A 23,277-nucleotide genomic window follows, 5' to 3' on the forward strand; every position below is an offset into this window, starting at 1 on the left:
GCGGATATATCCGGGCTAGTCGGTCGTTGGCTGCTCGAAACCGCCGTGACTGACTGCGCTTGGTTGCGCTTGGGTCAGCGCAATCCTTTGCACCACCAGCACGCCATCGGCGTGGGTATAGGGATGGGGCATCAACTCCGGCGGGCGTGCAGGTAGGGCAAGATCTCCGATGGCCTTGGGATACACCGAAGTCAGGACCAGTTCGGTGGTCTCGTTCACGGCCTCGGCGTCAAGCTCGAATTCGATCAGCACACCTTCCTGCGGCGGCGCGTAGACGCGCAAGACCGGCCAGGAACGAGATTGATCTGATGGTGGCGGTAAGGCTTTGCCATCGATTCGCCATGAGGTGAATGCATTGCGCGGCACGTAGAGATTCATTTGTCGCACGTCGGATGGGGCCTTCAGTTCCAGCCGTCCTCCGCTTGCTGTCGCTCGGAGTTCGATCGAAGCGCCTTCGAGCGAGGGAAGTGCAAGTTCTCGGGCGAAGACTTCCCGCTGACTGCCCGGTGCGTAGCGTTCGCTGTTGAGGGTGGTCGGCGCATCACCGAGGATGTCTCTATGCCAGTCGCTGAGTAGCGCATCGTCGCTGATCCGGAAGCTTTTTCCATCGACCTGCACGGTGAATACGCTGGCCGGGGCAGGGTGCTGTTGATCGAACGGTGAGCTAAGTGCGGCCCAGGCAAACCCGGTTACTGCGCAGAGACTGAGTACGGCAGCGGGTGCGCGGAGGTCGCGGCAAAACAGCGCGGGCAGGGCAGTCAGCAAGGTCATCAGCAACAACAGCATGGCGATGGCCGCACTCATCAGGGCGAGCATCACGAACAAGGATTGGGCAAACGGAATCAGGATCAAGCCGGCCGGTATCACGATCAGGGCGCTGACCAGGACCAGGGCACGGCGGGCCTGGGCGTCGCGCCCGGCCACGACCCACCAGATGGCAGGCAAGCACATGGGCCAGGTCACCAGGAAGAGTCCCTGGGGCATGGCGAATGCGAGCAGGCCGATCAGCAAAGGCCACAGCAGGGCAGCGCCAGCGACCAGCGCGACGGATGACAAGGGCTTCGAAAGAACCAGTGCCGCGATCAGCAGCACGGTGGTCGCCCCGATGGCGGGAAGCCAGTGAATGTCTCCGTTATGAAGCTGGGTGATGAGCAACAAGAGCGCCATCAGGGCGATGGGCAGAATGGCCTTGCCGCGGTGCGCGGCGGCCTGTAGCCAGATCGCCAGGCCGAGTGTGAGCAAGGCAAATATCCACCACAGCGCCTCGCTGCGCGCGAGCTGAGCCAGGCTGGCGCGCAGGTTTTCGCTGCCCAACCAGTTGTTCTGCAGGTGGATGATCAATAGCAGGGGCAGGGCCAGGGTGAGCAGGGCGGTGACCCATCCGCGCAGCAGATCGAGCCAGGACAGACGCGACTCCCACTTCAGCCGCGCCACGGCCAAGCCCAACAGCAGTGCGACCAAGCCCCCCGCTAGCAGATCGATCCATGCTGGATAATCGACCAGACCGATGCCGGGCAGAAAGAAGAAGCTGCGTTGCGCAGGCGATTTGCCCAGGTCAACGTCGCCCAGTTGCTGTTCATTGGCCAATCGGCGGGCCAATGGCAGGGCGTAGTCACCGAGATGCTGCAGGGTTGATAGTGAAAGTCTCTGTGGTGTGTCGGTGGCCTGGTGATAGTCGAAAAAGCCGTCAATGAAGGCGAAGTTCATCCCGGCAAAGCCGGCTTCCAGGGCGATCGACAGATCGGTGTCGTTGGGGATCTGCTTGTAGGCGGCCAGGGACAGTGAATTGGCCAGAGGATGGCTAACTTCGTCCTGTAGTATCTCGATCAAGGGCGCTGAGGGTTCGCTGGTCTGGAACATCCAGACCGGTCCGCGGCTGCCACGAGCATCGAAGTTCAGAACAAGCCCGGTCCGTGCCGCCGAAGGATGGTGGCCGAAGTAAGCCTGGGCACCGAACAGCCCGGTTTCCTCGCCATCGGTGAACAGAAATAGCACATCGTTTCGTGGTCGCTCGCCACTGCTCAGCGCACGGGCAGTCTCCAACAAGGTGGCGACGCCGGAACTCGCATCACCGGCGCCCGGTGTCGACTCGCGGGTGTCGTGGTGACTCATGAGGATCAGCTGCTTGCCATCGCGGCGCTGGCCCGGAAGGCGGGCCAACACGTTGTGGACGGTGGCCACGCTGGCCGCACTCGGGTGCCGCGAATATTGGTAGGTCACTACTTGGCGTTGCACCTCCACTTCGAGTCCGAGCGCCTGCAGGGTTTCCACCAGGTAGGCGCGAACGGCTGCGTTTTCCGGCGAACCGCCAGCGTGTGGGGTCTGGGCGATCCGCTCCACATGGGCGAAGGCGCGGCCGGCCGAGAACTGATCGGCCGGGGCGTCAGCGGGCAAGGGGGCTGGAGGCTGGCTGCTATAGCGACCGACCAGACTCAAGCCGACGAATACCAGCAGTATGGTTGCCATCAGCAACCAGCGATCACGCCTGGGCTCAGTTCTGCGCACGATGGCTCCGTCAAGCAGGTGGCTGAAATACTTCCATCCTGAAGGATTTCCGCGCTCGCCATCCATGGCGCGCGCCTATCAGTCTTCTGACATGAGTCTCAGGACTACGCTTGAAGTTTGGCCCAGGCCGAGCCGCGGTAGCAAATCACAACCCGCTTAGCGCTGTGGCGGGCAGTCGTTCGAAGCAAACAGATCGAACTGTTTGACCGGCGCAAAACTGCGGCGGTGCAATGGGCAAGGCCCGTGGCGGCGCAAGGCATCCAGGTGCGCGGCTGTGGGATAGCCTTTGTGGCGGTCGAAGCCGTACTGCGGAAATTCTGCGTGCTGGGCAGTCATCCAGCGATCGCGACTGACCTTGGCCAGGATCGAGGCGGCGCTGATGGCCGGTTCCAGATCGTCGCCGGCGATCAAGGGCTCGGCCCGGCAGGGCAGATCGGTAGGCAGCTTGTTGCCGTCAATCAGGGCCAGATCAAGGGGCATGTTCAGGCCGCGCAGCGCTTCACGCATCCCCATCAGGCTCGCTTGCAGGATGTTCAGTCGATCGATGGCGGCCACATCCACATGCACGATGTGAAAGCCAATGGCCTGTTCGATGATCTCGCTGTAGAGCTTCTCGCGCTGCGCTTCGCTGAGCTTCTTCGAATCGGCCAAGCCGGCGGGATGGCGGCGCGGGTCGAGCACCACGGCGGCCACCACCACCGGACCGGCCAAGGGGCCACGACCGGCTTCATCGACACCGGCAATACCTGCGTGCGGTGTGCGAGCCTGGTAGGGTGCGGGGCTGTTCACGACGCTTCGCCGGTGGCGAGCAGATCACTCAGCGCGACGGCGGCGGCGGACTCGCTGGGAGGCAGCAGACTCTGGTGCAGTTCGCGACTTCGCTCGCGGTAGTGCTGGCGCCGTTCGCTTGCCTGCAACCAGGCCATCAGCTCGGCGCACAGGCGCGACGCCGTGCAGTCGTGCTGCATGCATTCGGGCACCAGATCTTCGCCTGCCAGCACGTTGGGTAGACTGTAGCGATCGACCTTCAGCAGTCCCAGGCGTTTGACGATCCAGTGGGTCAGCGGCGCAATGCGATAGCCGACGACCATCGGCACCTTGGCCAGCATGCCCTCCAGTGCGGCGGTGCCGGAGGCCACCAAGAGCAGATCGCTGGCCTGCATCACCGATAACGAGCGACCCTCGGTGATGATGAGTTGCCGCCGCAGCTGGGCAATATCAGACAGCGACAGGCGCTCACTGAGTACGGTGGGGTCGGGCGCTGCGCCGCGTTCAAGGTCGGTCAGCGCCCGATCGATCAGACTGGCCAAGGCCGGACGCGCCAGGGGCAGGGCGACCTGCCAATCGGAATGGTGGCGCAGAAACAAGGCTGCAGCGGACAGAAAACTCGGTGCCAGTCGACGCAACTCGCTGTTGCGACTGCCCGGCAGCACGGCCAGCACCTTGGCTTTTTGTGCAATCGAAAGCGCGGCGCGTTCGCGGGCGACATCCGGGTTCAGTGGGATCGCCTGGGCAGTTGGGTGGCCGACGAAGCGGGCATCGACCTGATAACGTTGATAAATCGGCGGCTCCATCGGAAACAGACACAACACGCGGTCGGCACTCTGACCGATCTTGGCCGCACGCTGCTCACGCCATGCCCAGACCGAGGGGCTGACGTAGTGTGCAGTGCGAATGCCGCGCTGTTTCAGCCAGCGCTCCAGGCCGAGGTTGAAGTCCGGCGCATCGATGCCGACCACCAAATCCGGCGCCCACGCCAATAATCGTTGACGCAGCTCGCGGCGAAAGCGCAGCAGGCCGGGCAGGTGCTTGAGCACCTCCACCAGCCCCATCACCGACAAGCGCTCGCAGTCATACCACTCGGAAACACCGGCACGTCGCATCGCCTCGCCGCACACGCCAACCAGTTCCACCGACGGGTGGTGGGAGAGCAAGCCCCGGGCCAGCTCAGCCCCGAGCAGATCGCCCGAGGCCTCGCCAGCGATCAGGGCGATGCGGCGCGGACGCTTGGCGTCCGCCGGGATTCGGGATTCGGGATTCGGGATTCGAGAAAGCGGGTTGTCGCTCATGTTGAAGACTGCGCCTTGCTCGTGCTCTTGAAGATGCATTCCAGCATCGACACATCAATTCCCGGCGAGGACTCGCACGCGAATCCCGAATCTCGAATCTCGAATCCCGGCTCTCAACGCACCAACGACCGCTGCGAGCGGTCAATGAACTCGATCAGCGAGGCGACATCGGGGGCGTCTTTGGCGGCTTCGGCGAGTTGTGCGCGGGCGTCGGCGAGGCTGAGGCCGGATTTGTAGATGGTGCGGTAGGCGCGTTTGATGCTGCTGACGCGGGTGCTGTCGAAGCCGCGCCGCTTCAGGCCTTCGCTATTTATGCCATGTGGCTCGGCATAGCTTCCCGCCACGGTGACGAAGGGCGGCACGTCGCGATTGATCACGCTGCCCATAGCGGTGAAGGCGTGGGCGCCGACCTGACAGAACTGGTGGACCAGGGTGAAGCCGCCAAGGATGGCGAAATCGTCGACCCGGCAATGACCGGCCAGCGAGGCGGCATTGGCAAAGATGGTGCTGTTGCCGACCAGGCAGTCATGGGCGATATGCACATAGGCCATGATCCAGTTGTCGTTGCCGATCCGGGTCAGGCCACCGTCTTCCTCGGTGCCGCGATTGAACGTGCAGTACTCGCGAATCACGTTGCGGTCGCCGATTTCGAGCCGCGTTGGTTGCGCCTTGTATTTTTTGTCCTGCGGCTCGCCGCCGATGGAATTGAAGGCGAAGATGCGATTGTCGCGGCCGATGGTGGTCGGGCCCTCGATGATCACATGACCGGCGATTTCGGTCCCTGCGCCGATCTGTACGCCCGCGCCGATCACGCTGAACGGACCGACGCTGACGTTCTCGTCCAGTTCGGCTTTGGGGTCGATGATGGCGCTGGGATGGATCATCAGGATTTCCTGCCTTCGGCGCAGAGAATCTCGGCGCTGGCGACTTCGTTGCCGCCGACTTTGGCGCAGCATTCGTACTGTGCCATGCCACGCAGGTTGCGTTTCAACACTACTTCGAGTTCCAGCTGGTCGCCCGGAACCACCATGCGCGAAAAACGTGCCTTGTCAACCTTGACCAGATAGAACAGCCGGTCGCTGTTCAAGGGCTTGCCACCGGCGCTGAGCTGGGTGAGCAGCCCGCCGGCCTGGGCCATGGCCTCGACCACCAGCACGCCGGGCATCACCGGGTGGCCTGGGAAGTGGCCGGCGAAGAACGGCTCATTGATGCTGACGTTCTTGATTGCCTTGATCCGCTTGTGCGGCTCCAGCTCAACCACCCGGTCCACCAGCAAAAAAGGAAAGCGATGCGGCAGAAGCTGCATGATTTGGGTGACGTCGACCGGCATTGTCGGTACGGCGGCAGTGTCGTTCATCAATCGGAGTCCTTCGATTCGTTTTTCATCGCCCGCGCCAGCCTGTCGAGCTGACGAAACCGGGCCGCATTCTTGCGCCAGGATCGCACGTCCTGGATCGGTGTGCCTGAGGCATATTCCCCTGGGCCGCTCAGCGAGCGGCTGACCAGACTCATGGCATTGATCCGCACCCGATCACCGATCTCAAGGTGACCGGCAATCCCCACGCCGCCAGCGATCAAGCAGTATTGGCCTATTGTCGTCGATCCGGCGATGGCTGTGCAGCCTGCGATGGCGGTATGGGCACCGATGCGCACGTTGTGGCCGACCTGGATCTGGTTGTCCAGACGCACGTCGTCTTCCAGCTCGGTGTCGTCCAGGGCGCCGCGATCGATGGTGGTATTGGCGCCGACCTCGCAGTCATCGCCGAGGCGCACCCCACCGAGCTGCGGCACCTTCAGCCAGGTGCCCTGGTCGAATGCCAGGCCAAAGCCATCGGCCCCCAATACGGCGCCGGGGTGAATCAGACAGCGCCGGCCCAGTCGCACGCGACGCACCAGCACCACGCGCGCCACCAGTTCGCTGCCGGCGCCAAGCTCACAGTCTTCCCCGATGATGCAGCCAGGGCCGAGCCGGACACCAGCGCCGACCCGCGTACCCGGCCCTATGCTGCAGTGCGGGCCGATCTCGGCCGTCGGATCGATCGTGGCCTGAGGATCGACCACGGCACTGGGATGGACGCCTGAGCGCAGGGTCGGCCGTGCTTCGAACAGCGCGGCGATCCGCGCAAAGTCGGCGTAGGGGTTGCGGCTGACCAGGCAGCGGCCAGGCACGGCGCCTCGGTCGGCCTCGGCAACCACCACGGCGCCGGCTTGGGTGTCGGCCAGTTGACTGCGATAAGCGGGGTTGGCCAGAAACGCGACCTCATTGCCGCTGGCTCGCAGCAGGGTGGCCACACCGTCGATGGCGTGATCGTCGCCGACCAGCTCGAGCCCGAATCGCTCGGCCAACTCGGACAGGGCAAGGCGCAGCGACTTGCTCATTCCGCACCGGCGCTGCGCAGGCTGTCGATCACCCGGTCGGTGATATCGATCTTGGCGTTGTAATAGATCACCGGACTGGTCAACACCAGATCGATGCCCTGGGCGCGGGCGTATTCGGCGACTGCTTCGCTGATGGCCGGAAAGGCGCGGTCAGCCTCCTCGCGGGTGCGCCGGGTAAGTTCGTCGCGCATGCGTTCGCGGCTGCGTTCGACTGAACGGCGCAGGGCATCGGTCTGCTGTTTCAGCCGTTCGGCTTCGTCGCGCTGGATGAAGGCTCCTTCTTCCCGCAGGCGCGTCTCCATGCTGGCCAGCCGTCCCTGGTCCTGCTTCAGCGCAGCATCGCGGGCGGCAAATTCCCGGGCCAGACGCTCCCGCGCCGCTGCCATCTGCGGCGCACCGTCGAGCAGGCGCTGCATATCGACGTAAGCGATTTTCAGCTCGCTACCGGCTTGTGCCGCCAGCGGGCCTGGCAGCGCCAGTCCACACAACAAGGCCCCGGCGAGCAGGGCACGCATGGCCACGCCTGGGGCATCGGCAAGACGAGCCCCGCGCATACGTCGGCGGGGCTTGATCTTGGCGTTCATGGAGGGCGAGTCGTGGTTGAGCGGTCTTAGAACTGAGTCCCGAAGGTGAACTGCAGGCGCTCGATCTGATCGTCATCCTTTTTCTTGATCGGCGTCGACAGGTTCAACACGATCGGGCCAATCGGCGCCTGCCACTGCAGGGCCACACCCGCCGAGGCGCGGAACTCGCCGACGTCGAAGGCGTCGAAATCGGCGAACACATTGCCGAAATCAAAGAACGCCGAGACTCGCGTGGTGTCGGAATCGAGCAAGGTGGGGAAGATCAGCTCCAGGGTGCCGGTGGTCTTGAACGAACCGCCCAAGGGCTGGCGGAACGAGCTGAACGGCGACGTGAAAGTTGGGCCGAGGGTGTTGTCTTCAAAGCCGCGAATCGAGCGCACGCCGCCGGCGTAGAAATTCTCGAAGAAGGGCAGCCCCTCGGCCGTAACGGTGACAACGTCGGGCAGGGTGTCGTCGTCTTCGATGCCCGGATACACGCCATCGGGGTACACCACGTCGCGGGTGAAGGACTTGCCATAGCTGTCGCCATAGCCGATTTCTGCAGCGGTCAGCAGCACGACCTTGGTGCTCAGCGGCCAGTAGCGCGCAAACTGGTAGTTCAGCTTGTAGTACTCGACGGTGGAGCCGGGCAGGGTGACTTCGGCGCCGATGCGCTGGAAGGCGCCGCGGGTCGGATTGAAGAAGGCATTGCGCGAGTCGCGCGCCCAGGAGAGCTCCATGCGCCAGGCATTGAAGGTCTTGCTGCCCAAGGCATCGAGGTAGTCAATGAAAGGCTGCGGCGAACCGGCGCCAAAGCCATTCAAATTGCAATAGATGAAGCCCGGCGGCGGGTCCGGGAAGGGCAGCACGTTGCCTTCATCATCAAACTCGGGCGGCGGTGTGTTGACGTGGTTTGCCGGGCAACGTCCGTCAAACAGATTGATCTGATTGCGGTCGATGCCGAATACCAGACCGATGGTGTCGGTCTCGGTGAGCGGAATGCCGAACACCGCTTGCAGCGCGCCGTTGTCGGAGGTGAAGCTCGCTACGTTCTGTTCGCCGGAATCGAGCTCACGGTAGATCAGGTTGTAGCCCAGCGACACCCCGTCATCGGTGAAATAGGGGTCGAGGTAGGAGAAGTCGACGCGCTTGACGAAGTCGTTGTTCTGCACCGTAAAGGCAACGCGATTGCCGGTGCCGAAGAAGTTGTTCTGCTGCACCGACACCGAGGTGATCAGGCCGGAGAGCTGCGAGTAGCCGAGGCCGAACACGAAGCTGCCCGAGGTGCGCTCCTTCATGCTGATCACCACGTCGACCTGATCGTCGGTGCCGGTGACTGCCGGAGTTTCGATACTGATGTCTTCGAAGAAGCCGAGCCGTTGCAGACGGATCTTCGAGCGGTCGATCGCCGCTTGCGAGAACCACATGCCTTCGAACTGACGCATCTCGCGGCGGATCACTTCGTCGGAAGTACGGGTGTTGCCCTTGAACAGCACGCGGCGCACGTAAACGCGCTTGCCCGGTTCGACAAAGAAGTTCAGCGACACCGTACGCTTTTCGCGGTTGATTTCCGGGATCGGCTGCACGCTGGCAAAGGCGTAGCCGATATTGCTCAGCACCGCGGTAATGGAGTCGGAGGTCAGCTCCAGCAGGCGGCGTGAGAAGGTGTCGCCGTTGCGCACCAACACCAGGCGATTCAGTTCCTCCACCGGGATGATGGTGTCACCGCTGATCTTCACCTCGTCGACGGTATAGACCTCACCCTCGCGAATATTGGCGGTCAGGTACATCTCGCGACGGTCGGGGCTGATCGACACCTGAGTGCTTTCGACATTGAAGTCGACATAGCCGCGGTCGAGGTAATAGGAATTCAGTTTTTCCAGATCGCCAGACAGCTTTTCGCGCGAGTACTGGTCGTCACGACGATACCAGCTCAGCCAGTTGGTGGTGTCCGATTCCCAGCTATCGAGAATCTCCTCATCGCTGAAAGTCTCGTTGCCGACGATATTGATGTGCTTGATCTTGGCCGCTTTGCCTTCCTTGACGTTGATGGTGACGTCAACGCGATTGCGGTCTAGATCAGACACCGAAGTGTCAATCGAGACGTTGTACTTGCCGCGATTGTTGTACTGCCGGACCAGCTCCTGGGTCACCCGCTCGAGCTGCAGACGGTCGAAGGTTTCGCCTTCGGACAGGCCGATGTCTTTCAGGCCCTTCAGCAGCTCTTCGCTCTTGATGTCCTTGTTGCCGCTCAGAATGATCTGATTGATGGCCGGACGCTCGGTGATCTGCACCACCAGAATGTCGCCCTGGCGTGACAGCGATACATCGTTGAAGAAGCCGGTGCGGAACAGGGCGCGAATCGCTTCGGCGGCGCGGGACTTGTCCACCACATCGCCTCGCTCGATGGGCAGATAGGTGAATACCGTGCCGCTGGAGATGCGTTGCAGACCATCGACCCGGATATCGGAGACGGTAAACGGGTCAAAAGTGTTCGACTGGGCCAGTGAACTGGCAGGCGCACAGGCAAGCGCCAACAAGATGGCAGCGGCTATTCTTTTCATTGTCACGTCCGAAGTGGAAAGGTGCGAAGCAAGCTGGGGCGAATCAACTCACGAGCCGCACGATATCGTTATAGAAGGCCAGGCCCATCAAACCGGCGAGAAAGACCAAGCCCACATATTGCCCGGCAACCAGCATGCGCTCGCTGACCGGGCTGCCTTTTATCATCTCGATAAGGTAATACAGCAAATGACCGCCGTCCAAGATCGGGATTGGCAGAAGGTTCATGATGCACAAGCTGAGCGACAGCACGGCGAGGAAAAACAGAAAGCCGGCGACCCCGGTCTGGGCCGAGGCATTGGCAAACTGAGCGATGGAAATCGGCCCGGAGAGATTGTTGAGGCTGGCCAACCCAACGATCATGCGTTTCAGCATGCCGAGAGTGGCGGCGCCGAGCTCGTAGGTCTCCTTGAACGATGCCCCGATGGCGTCGATCGGCCCGTAGCTCAGCACGACGTCATGTTTTGCCGATTGGCGATCTGGCGCAATGCCTACCCGCCAGACCTTGCTGCCGTCGCTCGCTGATTCGGCTTTCGGCTGCAGCTGGAAGTCCAGTCGCCCGCCATCGCGTTCGACCACCAGGGTGACCGCAGCACCGCCGTCCTCACGCGCATTGAGCACGCTGCCGATGCGGTCAAAGAAGTCGATGGCCTGGCCGTCGATGGAGATGATCCGATCACCGGCGCGCAGCCCGGCCTCGGCCGCAGCGCCGTCCTTGACTGCTTCCCCGACAATTGGCGGCAGCATCCATTGGCGCGGCATCAGGCCGACCTTGCGCATCGCCTGGCGTTCTTCCAGCGCCGGGTCGATGCTGTCCAGGCCGAGCTCGACCTGTCGTATGGCGCCGTCGGCGTCGGCAACCTGCAGATCCAGCGCGCGGCGATCCATGACCGCTGCGGTGAGCTCGATATTCAGGTGGGTCCAGGTCGGCACCTCTTTGCCATCGACCTTGAGGATGCGGTCATCCAGCAGCAGCCCGGCCTGCTCGGCGATGCCGCTGGTGCGACCGACGGTGGGTGAGTAGTCGCCCTTGCCGATCAGGAACATGGCCCAGAGCAAGAACAGGGTCAGGATCAGATTGAACAGCGGGCCGGCAAAGACAATGGCAAAGCGCTGGTAGACCGATTTCTGAGTAAACGCCTGCGGCAACTCGGCTTGTTTCACCTCGCCTTCGCGTTCGTCGAGCATTTTGACGTAGCCGCCCAAGGGCAGGGCGGCGACCACGAATTCGGTGCCGTTCTTGCCCAGGCGCCGCCACAACGGTGTGCCGAAGCCGACCGAGAAGCGCAGTACCTTGACGCCGCAGCGACGCGCCACCCAGTAGTGGCCAAACTCGTGAAAGGTGACCAGCACGCCGAGCGCGACGATCAACCACCACACCGAGCCGAAAAACTCACTCATGAAACTGCCTCGTTCTGCTTACTTGCGCCGGCTGATGTCAGCCTGCGCCCATTGTCGCGCCTTCTGGTCCAGTTGTAGCCGGGTTTCAACGCAAGATCCGGCCTCCAGTGAAACCGCATTCAAGGTCGATTCGATGACCTCGGCGATGTCGAGGAAACCCAGTTGGCGCTGAAGGAAGGCTGAAACCGCCACTTCGTTGGCTGCATTCAATACCGTGGTACCACCGATGCCATGGCGCAAGGCCTCGAAGGCCAGCCGCAAACAGGGGAAGGCCTGCAGGTCGGGTGCTTCGAAGTCGAGTCGACTGAGGCGCACCAGGTCGAGTTCAGCGACCCCGGCGTCGATCCGCTCCGGCCAGGCCAGGCCGTAGGCCAGGGCGGTACGCATATCCGGGTTGCCAAGCTGGGCCAGGGTGCTGCCGTCGATGTAATGCACCAAGGAGTGCACGATGCTCTGCGGGTGCACCACCACCTCGATTTGCTCGGCGCGCAGATTGAACAGCCAGTGTGCCTCGATGACCTCCAGGCCTTTGTTCATCAGGCTGGCCGAATCCACCGAAATTTTCTGTCCCATCGACCAGTTCGGATGCGCGCAGGCTTGTTCGACCGTCACCTCGCGCAGGCTGTCGCGTGAGCGGCCACGAAACGGACCGCCGCTGGCGGTGAGTACGATGCGGCGGATATCCGGTCGCAATCCGGCGTTACGCGAGCCGGTCGGCAGGCATTGGAAGATCGCATTGTGTTCGCTGTCCACCGGCAGCAGCTCGCCGCCGCCCTCGTCCAAGGCCGCGCGCAATAGATCGCCGGCCATGACCACTGATTCCTTGTTGGCCAGCAGGATGCGCTTGCCGGCGCGGGCAGCAGCCAGGGCCGAAGGCATGCCGGCGGCACCGACAATGGCGGCGATCACGGTGTCGCAGGCCGGGTCGGCCATCAGCTCGGCCAAGGCCACCGGGCCAGCATGCGCCTCGGTGCTGAGGCCGCGCGCCGATAAGCCGGCCCGCAGGGCGGAAAACAGCGTCGCATCGGCAATCAGCGCATGACGCGGCCGATGCTCGGCGCATAGCTCGATCAGCTTGTCGACCTGCTGTCCGGCACTCAGCAGGTATGGGCGGTAACGCTGCGGGTGCCGGCTGATCACATCCAGGGCACTGCGACCGATCGAGCCGGTGGCGCCCAGCACGGCCACCGATGTCATGCTGTCAGTCACAAACCCAACCAGAGCTTGCCGAGGGCGAATACCGGCAGGGCGGCAATCAGGCTGTCCAGGCGATCCAATGCCCCGCCGTGCCCGGGCAACAGGTCGCCCGAGTCCTTGGCGCCGGCCTGACGCTTCATCAGCGACTCGAACAGGTCACCGAGCACCGAGACCAGCCCGGTGAGCAAGGCCAGGGCGGCCATCGGCAGCCATTGATGCCAGCCCACTCCCAGCAGGGGCATGGCGGCACTGGCGACCAGCATGACGCCGGCCAGACCGCCGAAGAATCCGGCCCAGGTCTTGCCCGGGCTGATGCTCGGCGCCAATTTGCGGCCACCGACACGGCTGCCGACGAAATAGGCAAAGGTATCTGCGGCCCAGACCAGCATCACGGCGTACAGCAGCCAGCCCGGGCCGTTCGGTTGTTCAGCATGCAGCAGGGCGGCGCCGCTCCAGGCCGGCACGATCAGCACGGTGCCGATGGTCAGCTTGATCAAGGCGTTGCCGCGATTGCGAGCTTTACCGATCTCCGGCTTGGTCAGCCACAGGGCGGCCAGTATCCACCAGATCAGGCCGACCACGATCAACTGGCGCGCAAGGTCATTCCAATCAGCCCAGGCCAGCGCCGCCAGAAGCACGGCGTTGATCGCCACCACCAGGGCTCGGTGCAAGGTCTTGCGCAAGCCGGCGAGCAGGCCCCATTCCCAGATGCCGGCCAGCAACAGAATCGAGATCAGGGCCATGAACACGCCGGTGGGCATGTACAGCACGGCCATGATCGCCAGCGGCGCCAGCACCAGGGCGGTCAGCACTCGCTGTTTCATGACGCGGCTCCTGCCTTCAGTTGCTCGCTGATCAAGCCGAAGCGACGTTCGCGAGTGTTGAACCAATGCATCGCCCGATCCAGTTCGGCGGCATCCATGTCGGGCCAGAAGGCATCGGTGAAGTACAGCTCGGTGTAGGCCATCTGCCACAGCAAGAAGTTGCTGATGCGTTGCTCGCCGCCAGTGCGGATGAACAGGTCGGGCGGCGGCAGATCAGCCAGACACATCGCCTGGCTGAGCCGCGGCTCATCGATGTGCGCGACCTGCAGTTCGCCGTTGGCCACCTGGGCGGCCAGTCGGCGGCAGGCCTGCACGATGTCCCAGCGCCCGCCATAGCTGGCGGCGATGTTGAGCTGCAGGTGTGTGCCGCTCGCGGTGTGCTGTTCGGCGCGTTGCATGCGCTGCTGAATCGGGTCGCTGAATGCCTGGCGCTCGCCGATGAAGCGCAGCCGCACGCCGCGCCTGGCCAATTCTTCGACCTCGCGATCCAGTGCCCGCATGAACAGTTGCATCAGGGCGCTGACTTCGTCCTGAGGTCGCTGCCAGTTCTCGCTGGAAAAGGCGAACAGGGTGAGCGCTTCGATGCCACGGTCCAGGCACCAGTCGATGCAGCGATTGACCGCGCGCGCGCCTGCCCGGTGGCCGATGGTGCGCGGCCGATGCCGCGCCTTGGCCCAACGGCCATTGCCATCCATGACAATGGCGATATGACGAGGCGGCATACTGCCTGCCGATCCAGAAGCGTTCACCCAGGCAGTGCCTCAGACTGCCATCAGCTCGTCTTCTTTGGCCTTCACCACGCCATCGACGTCCTTAACGAAGCGATCCGTCAGCTTCTGAATGTCGTCTTCGGCCTTGCGCTCTTCGTCTTCGGTGATCTGCTTGCTCTTCAGCAGTTCCTTGACGTGTTGAATGGCATCGCGACGAATGTTGCGAATGGCCACCTTGGCGTTCTCGCCCTCATGCGACACGTGCTTGGACAGCTCCTTGCGGCGCTCCTCGGTGAGCGGCGGCAGGATGATGCGGATGATCTGGCCGGCGGTATTCGGCGTCAGTCCGAGATCGGACGCGAAGATCGCTTTCTCGACCGCCTGCACCATGTTCTTTTCCCACGGCGTGATGGTCAGGGTGCGGGCGTCGGCGATTGCCACATTGGCGACCTGCGACAGGGGTACATCCGAGCCGTAGTAGTTCACTTTCAGGCTGTCGACCAGGGCAGTGCTGGCGCGTCCGGTGCGCAGCTTGGTGAGATCGTGCCGGAGCGACTCGACGCTCTTGTGCATGCGCGTCTGCGCGTCTTTCTGGATGTCGTTGATCATGCGTAGCTCCATCAGTGAGCGTTTAGCCGTGGGCCGGAATCATACGTGGCAACTGTCGTCGCCGCACCCGAGGCGGGCGGGGCGGCACGCTGCCACTAGTTGAGGCGGTCGCGGGTGTGAACCAAGGTGCCGATGTCCTCTCCCTGCACGATGCGCATCAGGTCGCCCGGCTGCGCCATGTCGTAGATGCGCAGCGGAATGGCGTAGTCGCGGCACAGCGCGATGGCTGCGGTATCCATCACCCGCAGATCGCGGGTGATGACGTCCTCATAGCTCAGCCGCGCGTAGCGCTTGGCCTCGGGGTTTTTCTTCGGGTCGCTGTCGTAAACGCCGTCGACCTTGGTCGCTTTCAGCATCAGCTCAGCACCGATTTCCACTGCGCGCAGGGCGGCGGCGGAGTCGGTGGTGAAGAACGGATTGCCCGTGCCGGCGGCGAAAATCGTGATCCGACCTTTTTCCAGATGCCGGATGGCACGGCGCCGAATGAAGTCTTCGCACACCTCATTGATTTTCAGCGCGCTCATCACCCGGGCGTAGGCGCCGAGCTTTTCCAGCGCGTCCTGCATGGCCAGGGCGTTCATCACCGTGGCCAGCATGCCCATATGGTCACCGGTGACCCGATCCATGCCGGCAGCAGCCAGTCCGGCGCCGCGGAAGATATTGCCGCCGCCAATCACCACGCCCACCTGGCAGCCGGCGCGGCTGATTTCCTGGATTTCCCGCGCCAGACGCTGCAAGACCTCGGGGTCGATGCCGTAGTCGAGCTTGCCGAGCAGGGCTTCACCGCTTAGTTTAAGAAGTATTCGCTTGTATTTCAGTGGCTTAGCGTTCACGGTCGGGGCCTGGGCGGAGACAAAACCCGCCTATTCTAGCCGGCTCTGCCCGGTTCGTCCGAGACTTTCTGCGCCGCAACCCAGCGCAGACGGCATTGATGGCGCTGCAGCCACGCTTCCAACGACGCAGAGAGCAGTACATCGCCTGCTGCCAGCAGTTCGCCGTCGGTGTTCCAGAGCAGGGGGATCTGTTCGCGCTCCCAGGGCGGCAGGCCCAGTGCCTGCAGGCACTTCTTCAATGAGCTGTGGTGGGTCCGGCCGGGCAGAAGCAGCCGCTCGCCGCCATGACGGGCGCTGACCCGCCAGGTCTGCGCCGCCGTGACGGGCGGTTCCAGGCTCAGTCGGCCGCCGCCGGGCAAGTCGCAGGGCTCAAGGCCGCTCCAGTCGCAGTCGCTCAGCTGCAACGGCGGGCTGGGTTCGGCGAGTCGCAGCAGGTCGCGATAGCAGCGCAGTTCGTAGCCCGACCAGATCAAACGAAAATGATCATCGGCCGATGAATCCGCGCTCGCAACGAGCTGCTGATGCAGGCGCGCGATCAGACTGGCGGGCGGCACGGCAAAGCCGAGTCGACGGCACCAAGCACGCAGCACCTCGCCCAGGGCGAAGCGATCGAGTCCGTTCCAGACTGGCCAGCGCCTGACCTCCGGCGCCAGGGTGGCGGCGGCGGCCAGCCGCTGCTCGGCCAGTCGTTCACGATCCTCGCTCTCGGCCCGCAAGCGCTCGGCTGCGCTGGACAGCAGCCGGTCAGCGTGCGGCCAGCGTTCGCTCAGAACTGGCAATACGCGATGGCGAATCCAGTTGCGATCGAGGCCAAGATCGGTGTTCGCAGGGTCTTCCAGCCAGTCGATCTGTTCGGCCACGGCATAGGCCCGCAAGCGGCTGCGATCGAGATCCAGCAGTGGGCGCCAGATCCAGCGCTGATCGGAGAAGCGGCGCAGCGCGCGCATGCCGGCCATGGCGCCGCTGCCGCCGCCGCGCATCAGCTGCAGCAGCAGGGTTTCGGCCTGATCCTGGCGATGATGGGCCAGGGCGATCAGCGCGTCAGGCGGAGTGGCCTCGGTGAATGCGGCGTAGCGCGCCGCGCGTGCTGCGCCTTCCAGGCCCAGGCCGGCGGCGCGATTGACCTGAACCGGCAATCGCCGAAAGCCGACACCCAGGCGCTGGGCGAAGCGCTCGGCTCGATCGGCCCAGGTAGCCGAATCGGCGTGCAGCTGATGGTCAACATGCAACAAGCTCAGCGCGCCGGGGGGCAACAGGCGCGCCAGGGCATGCGCCAGCACGCATGAATCGAGGCCGCCGCTGAACCCCAGGTACAGCGGCCCGGCCGGCCGCTCGGCCAGCCGCGCACGCAGATGATCCAATACCATTGCGCCATGAGAGCGAGCATTCATCCCGGCATCGTGCCGGAAAACCGGCGCTTGTCCATGCCTGACGGCGCCTCGGGCAGTCGCCGATGAGCGCGCGTCCCGCGGTCATTGCGCTGATGGGGCCAACGGCGTCGGGCAAGACCGCCGCCGGGATTGCACTTGCTCAGCGTCTGGATGGTGAGGTCATCAGTGTCGACTCGGCCCTGGTCTATCGTGGACTGGATATCGGGGCGGCCAAACCTGATCTGGCCGAGCGGGCGGGCATACCGCATCATCTGATTGACCTGCGCGAGCCCTGGCAGCCCTACAGCGCGGCCGACTTCGCGCGCGATGCCGAGCGCCTGATTGTCGATATTGCCGGCCGTGGTCGGCTGCCGATTCTGGTCGGCGGCACTGGCCTGTATTTTCGCGCCCTGCTGGATGGCCTGTCGCCGATGCCGGAGTCAGACCCGGACACCCGGGCGACGCTGCAGACCGAGCTGCACGAGCGCGGCATTGCCGCCCTGCATCAGGAATTGCAGCGGATTGACCCGCTGGCGGCTCAGCGAATTCGGCCCACCGATCCGCAGCGCATTCTGCGCGCGATCGAGGTGTTCAGGGTCAGCGGCCGGGCCCTGAGCACGTGGCAGAGCGAGCAGGGTCGCCGCGTGCGACCGTTTCGATGCCTGAAGCTGGTGCTGGCCCCCGACGACCGCTCGCTCTTGCATCAGCGGATCGAGCTTCGCTTTGAGCAGATGCTGGCCCAGGGCCTGATCGATGAGGTGCGTGCCTTGCGCACCGAGCCGCGCAATCATGCCGATCTGCCGGCCATGCGCGCCGTGGGCTATCGGCAAGTCTGGCAGGCGCTGGACGCCCCGGCCTTGCTGCCCGAACTGAAGGCGCGCGGGGTGGCGGCCACCCGCCAGCTGGCGAAACGCCAGTTGACCTGGTTGCGCTCCGAACTCGATGCGTTCTGGGTCAATCCACTGACCGAGGCTGAGCGTCTGCTGAGCCGGGTGGGGGATTTTCTGCGCCATTGAGCGCCAATCGCATTGAATCTGGCGGCGATCCGCCCTCCGTCAGCGCAGACTCCGTGTACCATAGAGACGTTTTGTCACCGAGGCGGTTCCGGTTTGGAGCGATGCGCGGTGAAGACGGTGACCGGATCGACCGGTCGCACATAACAACACATCAGCAGGAGATAACATGTCCAAGGGTCAGTCGTTGCAGGATCCGTTTCTGAATGCTCTGCGTCGTGAGCGCGTGCCGGTGTCGATCTATCTGGTCAACGGTATCAAGCTGCAGGGCACCATCGAATCGTTTGACCAGTTCGTTGTGCTATTGCGCAACACGGTCAGCCAGATGGTCTACAAGCACGCCATCTCCACCGTTGTACCGGCGCGCAATGTGCGCATGGGTACGCCGGGAGTGGGCGGCGCCGAGGGTGCGCCGGCCGGCAATGGCGGTGAAGAGTAAGTTCTGATTGTGCGCCGGCCCAGCCCGGCGCCGCGGCCGCGCCAGGCGGTCAAAGTGAAAGCCATTGTTTGAACGTTCTCGGCGCGGGGAAACCGCGCTTTTGATTCAGCCGCATCCGCCCGGCCAATTCGATCAGGAAATTCTCGACGAATTTGCTGAACTGGCACGCTCAGCCGGTGCCCAGGTGGTAGCGACCCTGCCCGCACGCGTCGAGCGCGCCAACCCGGCTCTCTTGATTGGCAGTGGCAAAGCCGACGAGGTCAAGTCGATGTGCGCGGCCACCGGCGCCGATCTGGTGCTGATCAACCACACCTTGAGTCCGGTGCAGGAGCGCAATCTTGAGCGCCTGCTGGAGCGGCGTGTGGTGGATCGCACCGGCCTGATTCTGGATATCTTTGCCCTGCGTGCGCAGTCGCATGAAGGCAAACTGCAGGTTGAGCTGGCGCAACTGCGCCACATGGCCACCCGTCTGGTGCGTGGCTGGACCCACTTGGAGCGCCAGCGCGGTGGTTCGATTGGTTTGCGCGGCCCGGGCGAAACCCAGCTCGAAACCGATCGTCGCCTGCTGGCCAAGCGCGTCGACATGCTGCAGCGGCGGCTGGAAAAAGTGGCTGCCCAACGCCAGCAGATGCGCCGTGCGCGGGTGCGCAACGAGATCCCGCGCGTGGCCCTGGTCGGCTACACCAATGCCGGCAAGTCGACCTTGTTCAATGCCTTGACTGGCGCCGAGGCCTATGCGGCGAACCAGCTGTTCGCCACCCTCGACCCGACCGTGCGTCGCCTCGATGGCCTGCGCTGCGGGCCGATTACCCTGGCCGACACCGTTGGTTTCGTTCGCGACCTTCCGCATGATCTGGTCGCGGCATTTCGTTCCACTCTGTCAGAAGCGCGTGAAGCTGACCTGCTGCTGCATGTCGTGGATGCGGCCGACCCGCAGCGCGACCTGCGCATCGAGCAGGTCAACCAGGTGTTGAGTGAGATCGATGCGGCGGATATTCCCCAGTTGCTGGTCTACAACAAGATCGATCTGATCGAGGATGGGCAGCCGCGCATCGACCTCGACGAATCTGCTCAGGCGCGTCGAGCCTTCGTTTCGGCGCGTAGCGGTGCCGGCCTCGATCAGCTACTCGACGCTCTGGGGCGCCGCTTCAGCGAAGTCCAGGTCAATGCCTGGCTGCAGATTCCCAACTCCGCGGGCCGCCTGCGGGCCCGTTTGTACAATCTGGGGGCGGTTCGCGACGAGCGGCACGACGAGCAGGGCTGGCGCCTGCAGCTCGACCTGCCGCAGCGTCAGGCAATGCAGCTGTTCAGTCAGGAGGGCGCGCTGGGGCAGTCCTGTATCGATCAGCTGGAGCTGCGCGCCGCAGCGGTGGACGACTGGGGCTGACCCTGTTATGCGGAAGTGTAGGCCCTCGCTTGGCACTTGCATCGACTGCTGCAATCGGGCTTTGTGTAGCCGACACGGGGTTCGGGCTAGAATGCGGCGCTTGTAATTGCGCTGGGTCGACCCCAAGTGCTCAGAACCGAGGCGGGTGTTCGTCTTCGCTGCAGTGCATCGCAGGGCGAAGCGTTCGATCGCCAAGATCAGCCAATGTTAATCAGGACGGCCGCCGCTTGTGGAGGCCGCTCAGGGAAGCGGAGTATCAAGATGGCGTGGAATGAGCCAGGCGGCGGCAAGAAGGATCCCTGGAAGGATCAGGAAGGCCAAGGCGCCGACGTCGAAGCTTTTCTCAACCGTCTCAAGAACAGCATGGGGCGAGTATTCGGTGGTGGTGGTGGCGGCAGCGCTGGTCGCGAAGGGCGTGGCGGGCCCAATCTGTGGCTGATCATCGGCGGCCTTCTGGCCATCTGGTTCGTGCTCGATGCCTGGGTGATGATCGACGAGCGCCAGCGCGGTGTAGTGCTGCGCTTTGGCAAGTTCGAGCGGATCATGGATCCCGGTCCCAACTTCAAGTTGCCGCGTCCGTTGGAGTCGGTGACCAAGGTCGATGTCACGCAACTGCGCAGCGTCACCGATCAGGTGCGCATGCTGACCGCCGACGAAAACATCGTCCAGATTGAATTCAATGTTCAGTACCTGGTGAATGATCCTCAGGCTTACCTGTTTGGCGCGCGTGAGCCCGACGCCACACTGAAGCAGGCTGCCGAGTCTGCCGTTCGCGATGTGATCGGCTCCAGCCTGATGGATTCGGTTCTGACCGGCGAACGTGCCGCCTTGGCGGCCGATGCTCGCAAACGTCTGCAGGCCAGCCTCGACAGCTACAAGACCGGCTTGTCGGTCTCGGTGTTCAACATGCAGAACGCGCGACCACCCTCCGAAGTGCGCGAAGCCTTCGACGACGCCATCAGTGCTCGTGAAGACCGCGAGCGCATCGAGAGCGAGGCTGAAGCCTATGCCAGCAAGGTGGTGCCCGAAGCGCGTGGTGAGGCAGCGCGGATTCGAGCAGAGGCTGAAGGTTACAAGGAAACGTCCATCGCTCGAGCCGAAGGCGATACGCGTCGCTTCACTCTGCTGGCCGATGAATACGCCAAGGCGCCGGAGGTGACACGCCAGCGGCTCTACCTGGAAACCATGCAGGACATTCTGGGGCGTAACCGCAAGGTGTACGCAGGCGATGGCGGCAACGTGCTGTATCTGCCGATGGATGGGGGCGGTGCCGGCAACGCACCGATGTCGCGGCTGCCGGCAGCCAACACGGCCCTGCCTTCAATGACTGTCAGCGCGCCGTCAGCCGAGCGCGATACGCGCCGCCCTGAGCGCGGCAGCCGAGGAGAACCCCGCCGATGAGAGCAATGCTACCGATTCTGCTGATCGTGGTCGCCTTTCTGGGCATGGACTCGGTCTACCAGATCCGCGAGAGTGAGGTCGGCCTGCGCTTCCAGTTTGGACGCATTGTCGAATCCGATATCAAGCCCGGCATTCACTTCAAGCTGCCTCTTGTGCAGAACGTGTTGAAGTTTGATCGCCGTATCCTCAGCCTGGATGGGGAGCCCGAGCGCTACCTCACTTCGGAGAAGAAAGACGTCAATGTCGACTTCTTCGTCAAGTGGCGCATTGCGGATGTGCGCAAGTTCTACCAAGCCACCGCCGGCATGGAAGTGAATGCCATGCAGCGGATGTCGCCCATCGTGAAAGAAGCCATCCGCAATGAGATCAACCAGCGCCCGCTGAAAGATGTGGTGGCTGGCGAGCGCAACAATCTAGCCGAGCAATTCGTCAGCGTGGCCAATCGCTCGGCCGAGAGCCTGGGCGTGCAGATCGTTGACGTGCGCATCAAGCGAATCGACCTGCCGGAAGACAGCCTGGTGGTCGGCTCGGTGTTCGACCGTATGCGCGCCGAACGCTTCCGCGTGGCCAACGAGCTGCGCGCAGAGGGTGTCGAGCAATCGGAAACGATTCGTTCCAATGCTGATCGTCAGCGCGCCGTGATCATCGCGGAGGCCGAACGGGATGCCCAGCGCCTGCGCGGTGAAGGCGATGCGACCGCGGCTGAGATCTATGCCAAGGCCTACGAGCAGCGGGCTGAGTTCTATGCTTTCTACCGTAGCCTGGAAGCCTACCGCAACAGCTTCAGCGATGGTCAGGGGGTGCTGGTGCTGGATAAGAACAGCGACTTCCTGCGTTACTTCGAACAATCCAGCGCGCCGCGTCGCTGATCGTCAGCGCCGCGAGCGGAACACTAGTCAGGTATGAGTGAGGATCTGCTCGCCGCGTTGTGCCTGATGCTGGTGATCGAGGGGCTGTTTCTGCTGGCCGGGCCGAACGCCTGGAAACGCATGGCTGAGCAGATTCAGCAACTGCCGACCAGCAACCTGCGGGTCGGTGGTGCGGTAATGGTTGGCCTGGGGCTGATCTGTCTGCAGCTGGTGCGCGGCTAGTGGGCCCACCACTTGCGCTCGTCGCGCCTTGCACTCGACGCAAAGTCCTCGGTGATCATCCGCGCCTCCTCATGAAATATCCGGGCTAGCTCGTGTGCTGGGAAACCGTGCCGGCGCGGAAAGGTGTTGCTACAGCCAGCGAGCTCGCTTGAACACGATGTACAAGGCGATCAAGGTACTGAAGGTCAGCCCGATCAATACCCAATAGCTGTACTCGCCGGCCAGCTCCGGCATATGCACGAAGTTCATGCCGTACCAGCTGGCCACCAGGGTCGGCACGCCGAGCAAACCGGCCCAGCTCGCCAGGCGTTTCACCACTTCACCCTGCTGCATCGTGGCCAGAGCCAGATTCACGCTCATCGCCGCGGTCAGCATCTCGCGCATCGTGTCGGTGGCTTCGTTTACGCGAACGGCGTGGTCGAATACGTCGCGAAAGTAGGGCCTTACCTCATCGCGGATCAGCCCCGGGTGCAAGGACATCAGTTGGTTGAGAATGTCTTGCAGTGGTGAAACCGCTAGCCGCAGGGTGACCAGCTCGCGTTTCAGCTCGTACAACTTGTGAATGGTCGACTGGTGGAAGCGCTTGCTGAAGATGGCCTGCTCAAGCTTCTCCAGCTCGTCCTGAAAATTGCGCACGATCGGCATGAAGTTGTCGACGATCAGATCCATCACCGCATACAGCCCATAGCTTGGGCCCAGACCCAACACATCTGGTTCGCGCTCACAGCGCGCCCGCGCCGGCGCATAACTCACCGATGCGCCGTGACGGACGGTCAGCAGGTACTGCGGCCCAACAAATACGGCTCTGTTGAATTCTGAGTGGGTAAGTTAGGTAGCATGCGGGTTAACAGCTCGGAAGTTGAGCTTGCCCGCGATCAAGAAGATGACGGTGCGGATCGTGTCGAAACGAGAGAATCCGCGAGC

20 protein-coding genes and 2 pseudogenes are annotated in these 23,277 nt (G+C 63.3%); 6 read left to right on the forward strand and 16 right to left on the reverse strand.

Going from position 1 to position 23,277, the window contains the following annotated elements:
* Positions 1–15: 15 nt before the first annotated feature.
* The 15 genes and pseudogenes from IFO71_RS15870 to tilS form a co-directional block, all read right to left on the reverse strand.
* Complete coding sequence (locus IFO71_RS15870) at positions 16–2,505, reverse strand: M28 family peptidase (protein WP_192030642.1); 2,490 nt, start codon at positions 2,503–2,505, stop codon at positions 16–18.
* 156 nt (positions 2,506–2,661) lie between these two features.
* Positions 2,662–3,294, reverse strand: coding sequence for a ribonuclease HII (locus tag IFO71_RS15875; RefSeq protein ID WP_192030643.1), 633 nt, complete (start codon positions 3,292–3,294; stop codon positions 2,662–2,664).
* On the reverse strand, positions 3,291–4,574 hold the full coding sequence (gene lpxB, locus IFO71_RS15880) for a lipid-A-disaccharide synthase (RefSeq protein WP_192030661.1): 1,284 nt from the start codon (positions 4,572–4,574) through the stop codon (positions 3,291–3,293). Before lpxB ends, IFO71_RS15875 begins: the two co-directional genes overlap by 4 nt.
* 113 nt (positions 4,575–4,687) lie before the next feature.
* Entirely contained in the window at positions 4,688–5,458 is a 771-nt protein-coding gene (lpxA, locus tag IFO71_RS15885) for an acyl-ACP--UDP-N-acetylglucosamine O-acyltransferase (protein ID WP_192030644.1), read from the reverse strand.
* A complete protein-coding gene (fabZ, locus tag IFO71_RS15890; RefSeq protein ID WP_192030645.1) occupies positions 5,458–5,931 on the reverse strand; it encodes a 3-hydroxyacyl-ACP dehydratase FabZ in 474 nt (157 codons plus the stop codon). Before fabZ ends, lpxA begins: the two co-directional genes overlap by 1 nt.
* On the reverse strand, positions 5,931–6,941 hold the full coding sequence (lpxD, locus tag IFO71_RS15895) for a UDP-3-O-(3-hydroxymyristoyl)glucosamine N-acyltransferase (protein ID WP_192030662.1): 1,011 nt from the start codon (positions 6,939–6,941) through the stop codon (positions 5,931–5,933). Before lpxD ends, fabZ begins: the two co-directional genes overlap by 1 nt.
* Positions 6,942–6,949: 8 nt before the next feature.
* A complete protein-coding gene (locus tag IFO71_RS15900; protein WP_192030646.1) occupies positions 6,950–7,537 on the reverse strand; it encodes an OmpH/Skp family outer membrane protein in 588 nt (195 codons plus the stop codon).
* Between the two features lie 26 nt (positions 7,538–7,563).
* Positions 7,564–10,038, reverse strand: a pseudogene (gene bamA / locus IFO71_RS15905) (outer membrane protein assembly factor BamA); the annotation flags it as partial.
* Positions 10,039–10,123: 85 nt separating this feature from the next.
* Complete coding sequence (rseP, locus tag IFO71_RS15910) at positions 10,124–11,479, reverse strand: RIP metalloprotease RseP (RefSeq protein ID WP_192030648.1); 1,356 nt, start codon at positions 11,477–11,479, stop codon at positions 10,124–10,126.
* A gap of 18 nt (positions 11,480–11,497) precedes the next feature.
* Positions 11,498–12,676, reverse strand: a complete 1,179-nt coding sequence (locus tag IFO71_RS15915; RefSeq protein ID WP_192030649.1) for a 1-deoxy-D-xylulose-5-phosphate reductoisomerase — start codon at positions 12,674–12,676, stop codon at positions 11,498–11,500.
* Positions 12,677–12,684: 8 nt separating this feature from the next.
* On the reverse strand, positions 12,685–13,500 hold the full coding sequence (locus tag IFO71_RS15920; protein ID WP_192030650.1) for a phosphatidate cytidylyltransferase: 816 nt from the start codon (positions 13,498–13,500) through the stop codon (positions 12,685–12,687).
* On the reverse strand, positions 13,497–14,222 hold the full coding sequence (gene uppS / locus IFO71_RS15925) for a polyprenyl diphosphate synthase (protein ID WP_192030651.1): 726 nt from the start codon (positions 14,220–14,222) through the stop codon (positions 13,497–13,499). Before uppS ends, IFO71_RS15920 begins: the two co-directional genes overlap by 4 nt.
* 39 nt (positions 14,223–14,261) lie before the next feature.
* Positions 14,262–14,819 carry a ribosome recycling factor gene (gene frr, locus IFO71_RS15930; RefSeq protein ID WP_192030652.1) on the reverse strand — a complete coding sequence of 186 codons (558 nt, stop codon included), beginning with the start codon at positions 14,817–14,819 and terminating at the stop codon, positions 14,262–14,264.
* Between the two features lie 95 nt (positions 14,820–14,914).
* On the reverse strand, positions 14,915–15,652 hold the full coding sequence (gene pyrH, locus IFO71_RS15935) for a UMP kinase (protein ID WP_192030653.1): 738 nt from the start codon (positions 15,650–15,652) through the stop codon (positions 14,915–14,917).
* Between the two features lie 35 nt (positions 15,653–15,687).
* Positions 15,688–17,043, reverse strand: a complete 1,356-nt coding sequence (gene tilS / locus IFO71_RS15940; RefSeq protein WP_192030654.1) for a tRNA lysidine(34) synthetase TilS — start codon at positions 17,041–17,043, stop codon at positions 15,688–15,690.
* Between the two features lie 62 nt (positions 17,044–17,105).
* Between tilS and miaA the strand changes: the two genes are divergently transcribed.
* The 6 genes from miaA to IFO71_RS15970 all read left to right on the forward strand — a co-directional run bounded on the left by miaA (position 17,106) and on the right by IFO71_RS15970 (position 22,353).
* A complete protein-coding gene (gene miaA / locus IFO71_RS15945) occupies positions 17,106–18,038 on the forward strand; it encodes a tRNA (adenosine(37)-N6)-dimethylallyltransferase MiaA (RefSeq protein WP_192030655.1) in 933 nt (310 codons plus the stop codon).
* A gap of 166 nt (positions 18,039–18,204) precedes the next feature.
* Positions 18,205–18,474 (forward strand): RNA chaperone Hfq, encoded by a 270-nt coding sequence (hfq, locus tag IFO71_RS15950; protein WP_192030656.1) that lies wholly within the window; start codon positions 18,205–18,207, stop codon positions 18,472–18,474.
* A gap of 64 nt (positions 18,475–18,538) precedes the next feature.
* On the forward strand, positions 18,539–19,861 hold the full coding sequence (gene hflX / locus IFO71_RS15955; protein WP_192030657.1) for a ribosome rescue GTPase HflX: 1,323 nt from the start codon (positions 18,539–18,541) through the stop codon (positions 19,859–19,861).
* A gap of 261 nt (positions 19,862–20,122) precedes the next feature.
* Positions 20,123–21,262 carry an FtsH protease activity modulator HflK gene (gene hflK, locus IFO71_RS15960; RefSeq protein WP_192030658.1) on the forward strand — a complete coding sequence of 380 codons (1,140 nt, stop codon included), beginning with the start codon at positions 20,123–20,125 and terminating at the stop codon, positions 21,260–21,262.
* A complete protein-coding gene (gene hflC / locus IFO71_RS15965) occupies positions 21,259–22,131 on the forward strand; it encodes a protease modulator HflC (protein ID WP_192030659.1) in 873 nt (290 codons plus the stop codon). Before hflK ends, hflC begins: the two co-directional genes overlap by 4 nt.
* A gap of 33 nt (positions 22,132–22,164) precedes the next feature.
* A complete protein-coding gene (locus tag IFO71_RS15970) occupies positions 22,165–22,353 on the forward strand; it encodes a DUF2065 domain-containing protein (protein WP_192030660.1) in 189 nt (62 codons plus the stop codon).
* Between the two features lie 129 nt (positions 22,354–22,482).
* Here the strand turns inward: IFO71_RS15970 and IFO71_RS15975 are convergent.
* Positions 22,483–23,145 (reverse strand): annotated as a pseudogene (locus tag IFO71_RS15975) (magnesium and cobalt transport protein CorA); the annotation flags it as partial.
* Between the last annotated feature and the right edge of the window lie 132 nt (positions 23,146–23,277).

Source organism: Pseudomarimonas arenosa (genome assembly GCF_014841215.1).
Taxonomy (GTDB): domain Bacteria; phylum Pseudomonadota; class Gammaproteobacteria; order Xanthomonadales; family Xanthomonadaceae; genus Pseudomarimonas; species Pseudomarimonas arenosa.

Coding starts and splice junctions, on each gene's coding strand:
- lpxB (WP_192030661.1), bottom strand. CDS start 4,574: ATGAGCGACAACCCGCTTTCTCGAATCCCGAATCCCGAATCCCGAATC.
- lpxA (WP_192030644.1), bottom strand. CDS start 5,458: ATGATCCATCCCAGCGCCATCATCGACCCCAAAGCCGAACTGGACGAG.
- fabZ (WP_192030645.1), bottom strand. CDS start 5,931: ATGAACGACACTGCCGCCGTACCGACAATGCCGGTCGACGTCACCCAA.
- IFO71_RS15900 (WP_192030646.1), bottom strand. CDS start 7,537: ATGAACGCCAAGATCAAGCCCCGCCGACGTATGCGCGGGGCTCGTCTT.
- rseP (WP_192030648.1), bottom strand. CDS start 11,479: ATGAGTGAGTTTTTCGGCTCGGTGTGGTGGTTGATCGTCGCGCTCGGC.
- IFO71_RS15915 (WP_192030649.1), bottom strand. CDS start 12,676: ATGACATCGGTGGCCGTGCTGGGCGCCACCGGCTCGATCGGTCGCAGT.
- IFO71_RS15920 (WP_192030650.1), bottom strand. CDS start 13,500: ATGAAACAGCGAGTGCTGACCGCCCTGGTGCTGGCGCCGCTGGCGATC.
- uppS (WP_192030651.1), bottom strand. CDS start 14,222: ATGCCGCCTCGTCATATCGCCATTGTCATGGATGGCAATGGCCGTTGG.
- frr (WP_192030652.1), bottom strand. CDS start 14,819: ATGATCAACGACATCCAGAAAGACGCGCAGACGCGCATGCACAAGAGC.
- tilS (WP_192030654.1), bottom strand. CDS start 17,043: ATGAATGCTCGCTCTCATGGCGCAATGGTATTGGATCATCTGCGTGCG.
- miaA (WP_192030655.1), top strand. CDS start 17,106: ATGAGCGCGCGTCCCGCGGTCATTGCGCTGATGGGGCCAACGGCGTCG.
- hfq (WP_192030656.1), top strand. CDS start 18,205: ATGTCCAAGGGTCAGTCGTTGCAGGATCCGTTTCTGAATGCTCTGCGT.
- hflK (WP_192030658.1), top strand. CDS start 20,123: ATGGCGTGGAATGAGCCAGGCGGCGGCAAGAAGGATCCCTGGAAGGAT.
- hflC (WP_192030659.1), top strand. CDS start 21,259: ATGAGAGCAATGCTACCGATTCTGCTGATCGTGGTCGCCTTTCTGGGC.
- IFO71_RS15970 (WP_192030660.1), top strand. CDS start 22,165: ATGAGTGAGGATCTGCTCGCCGCGTTGTGCCTGATGCTGGTGATCGAG.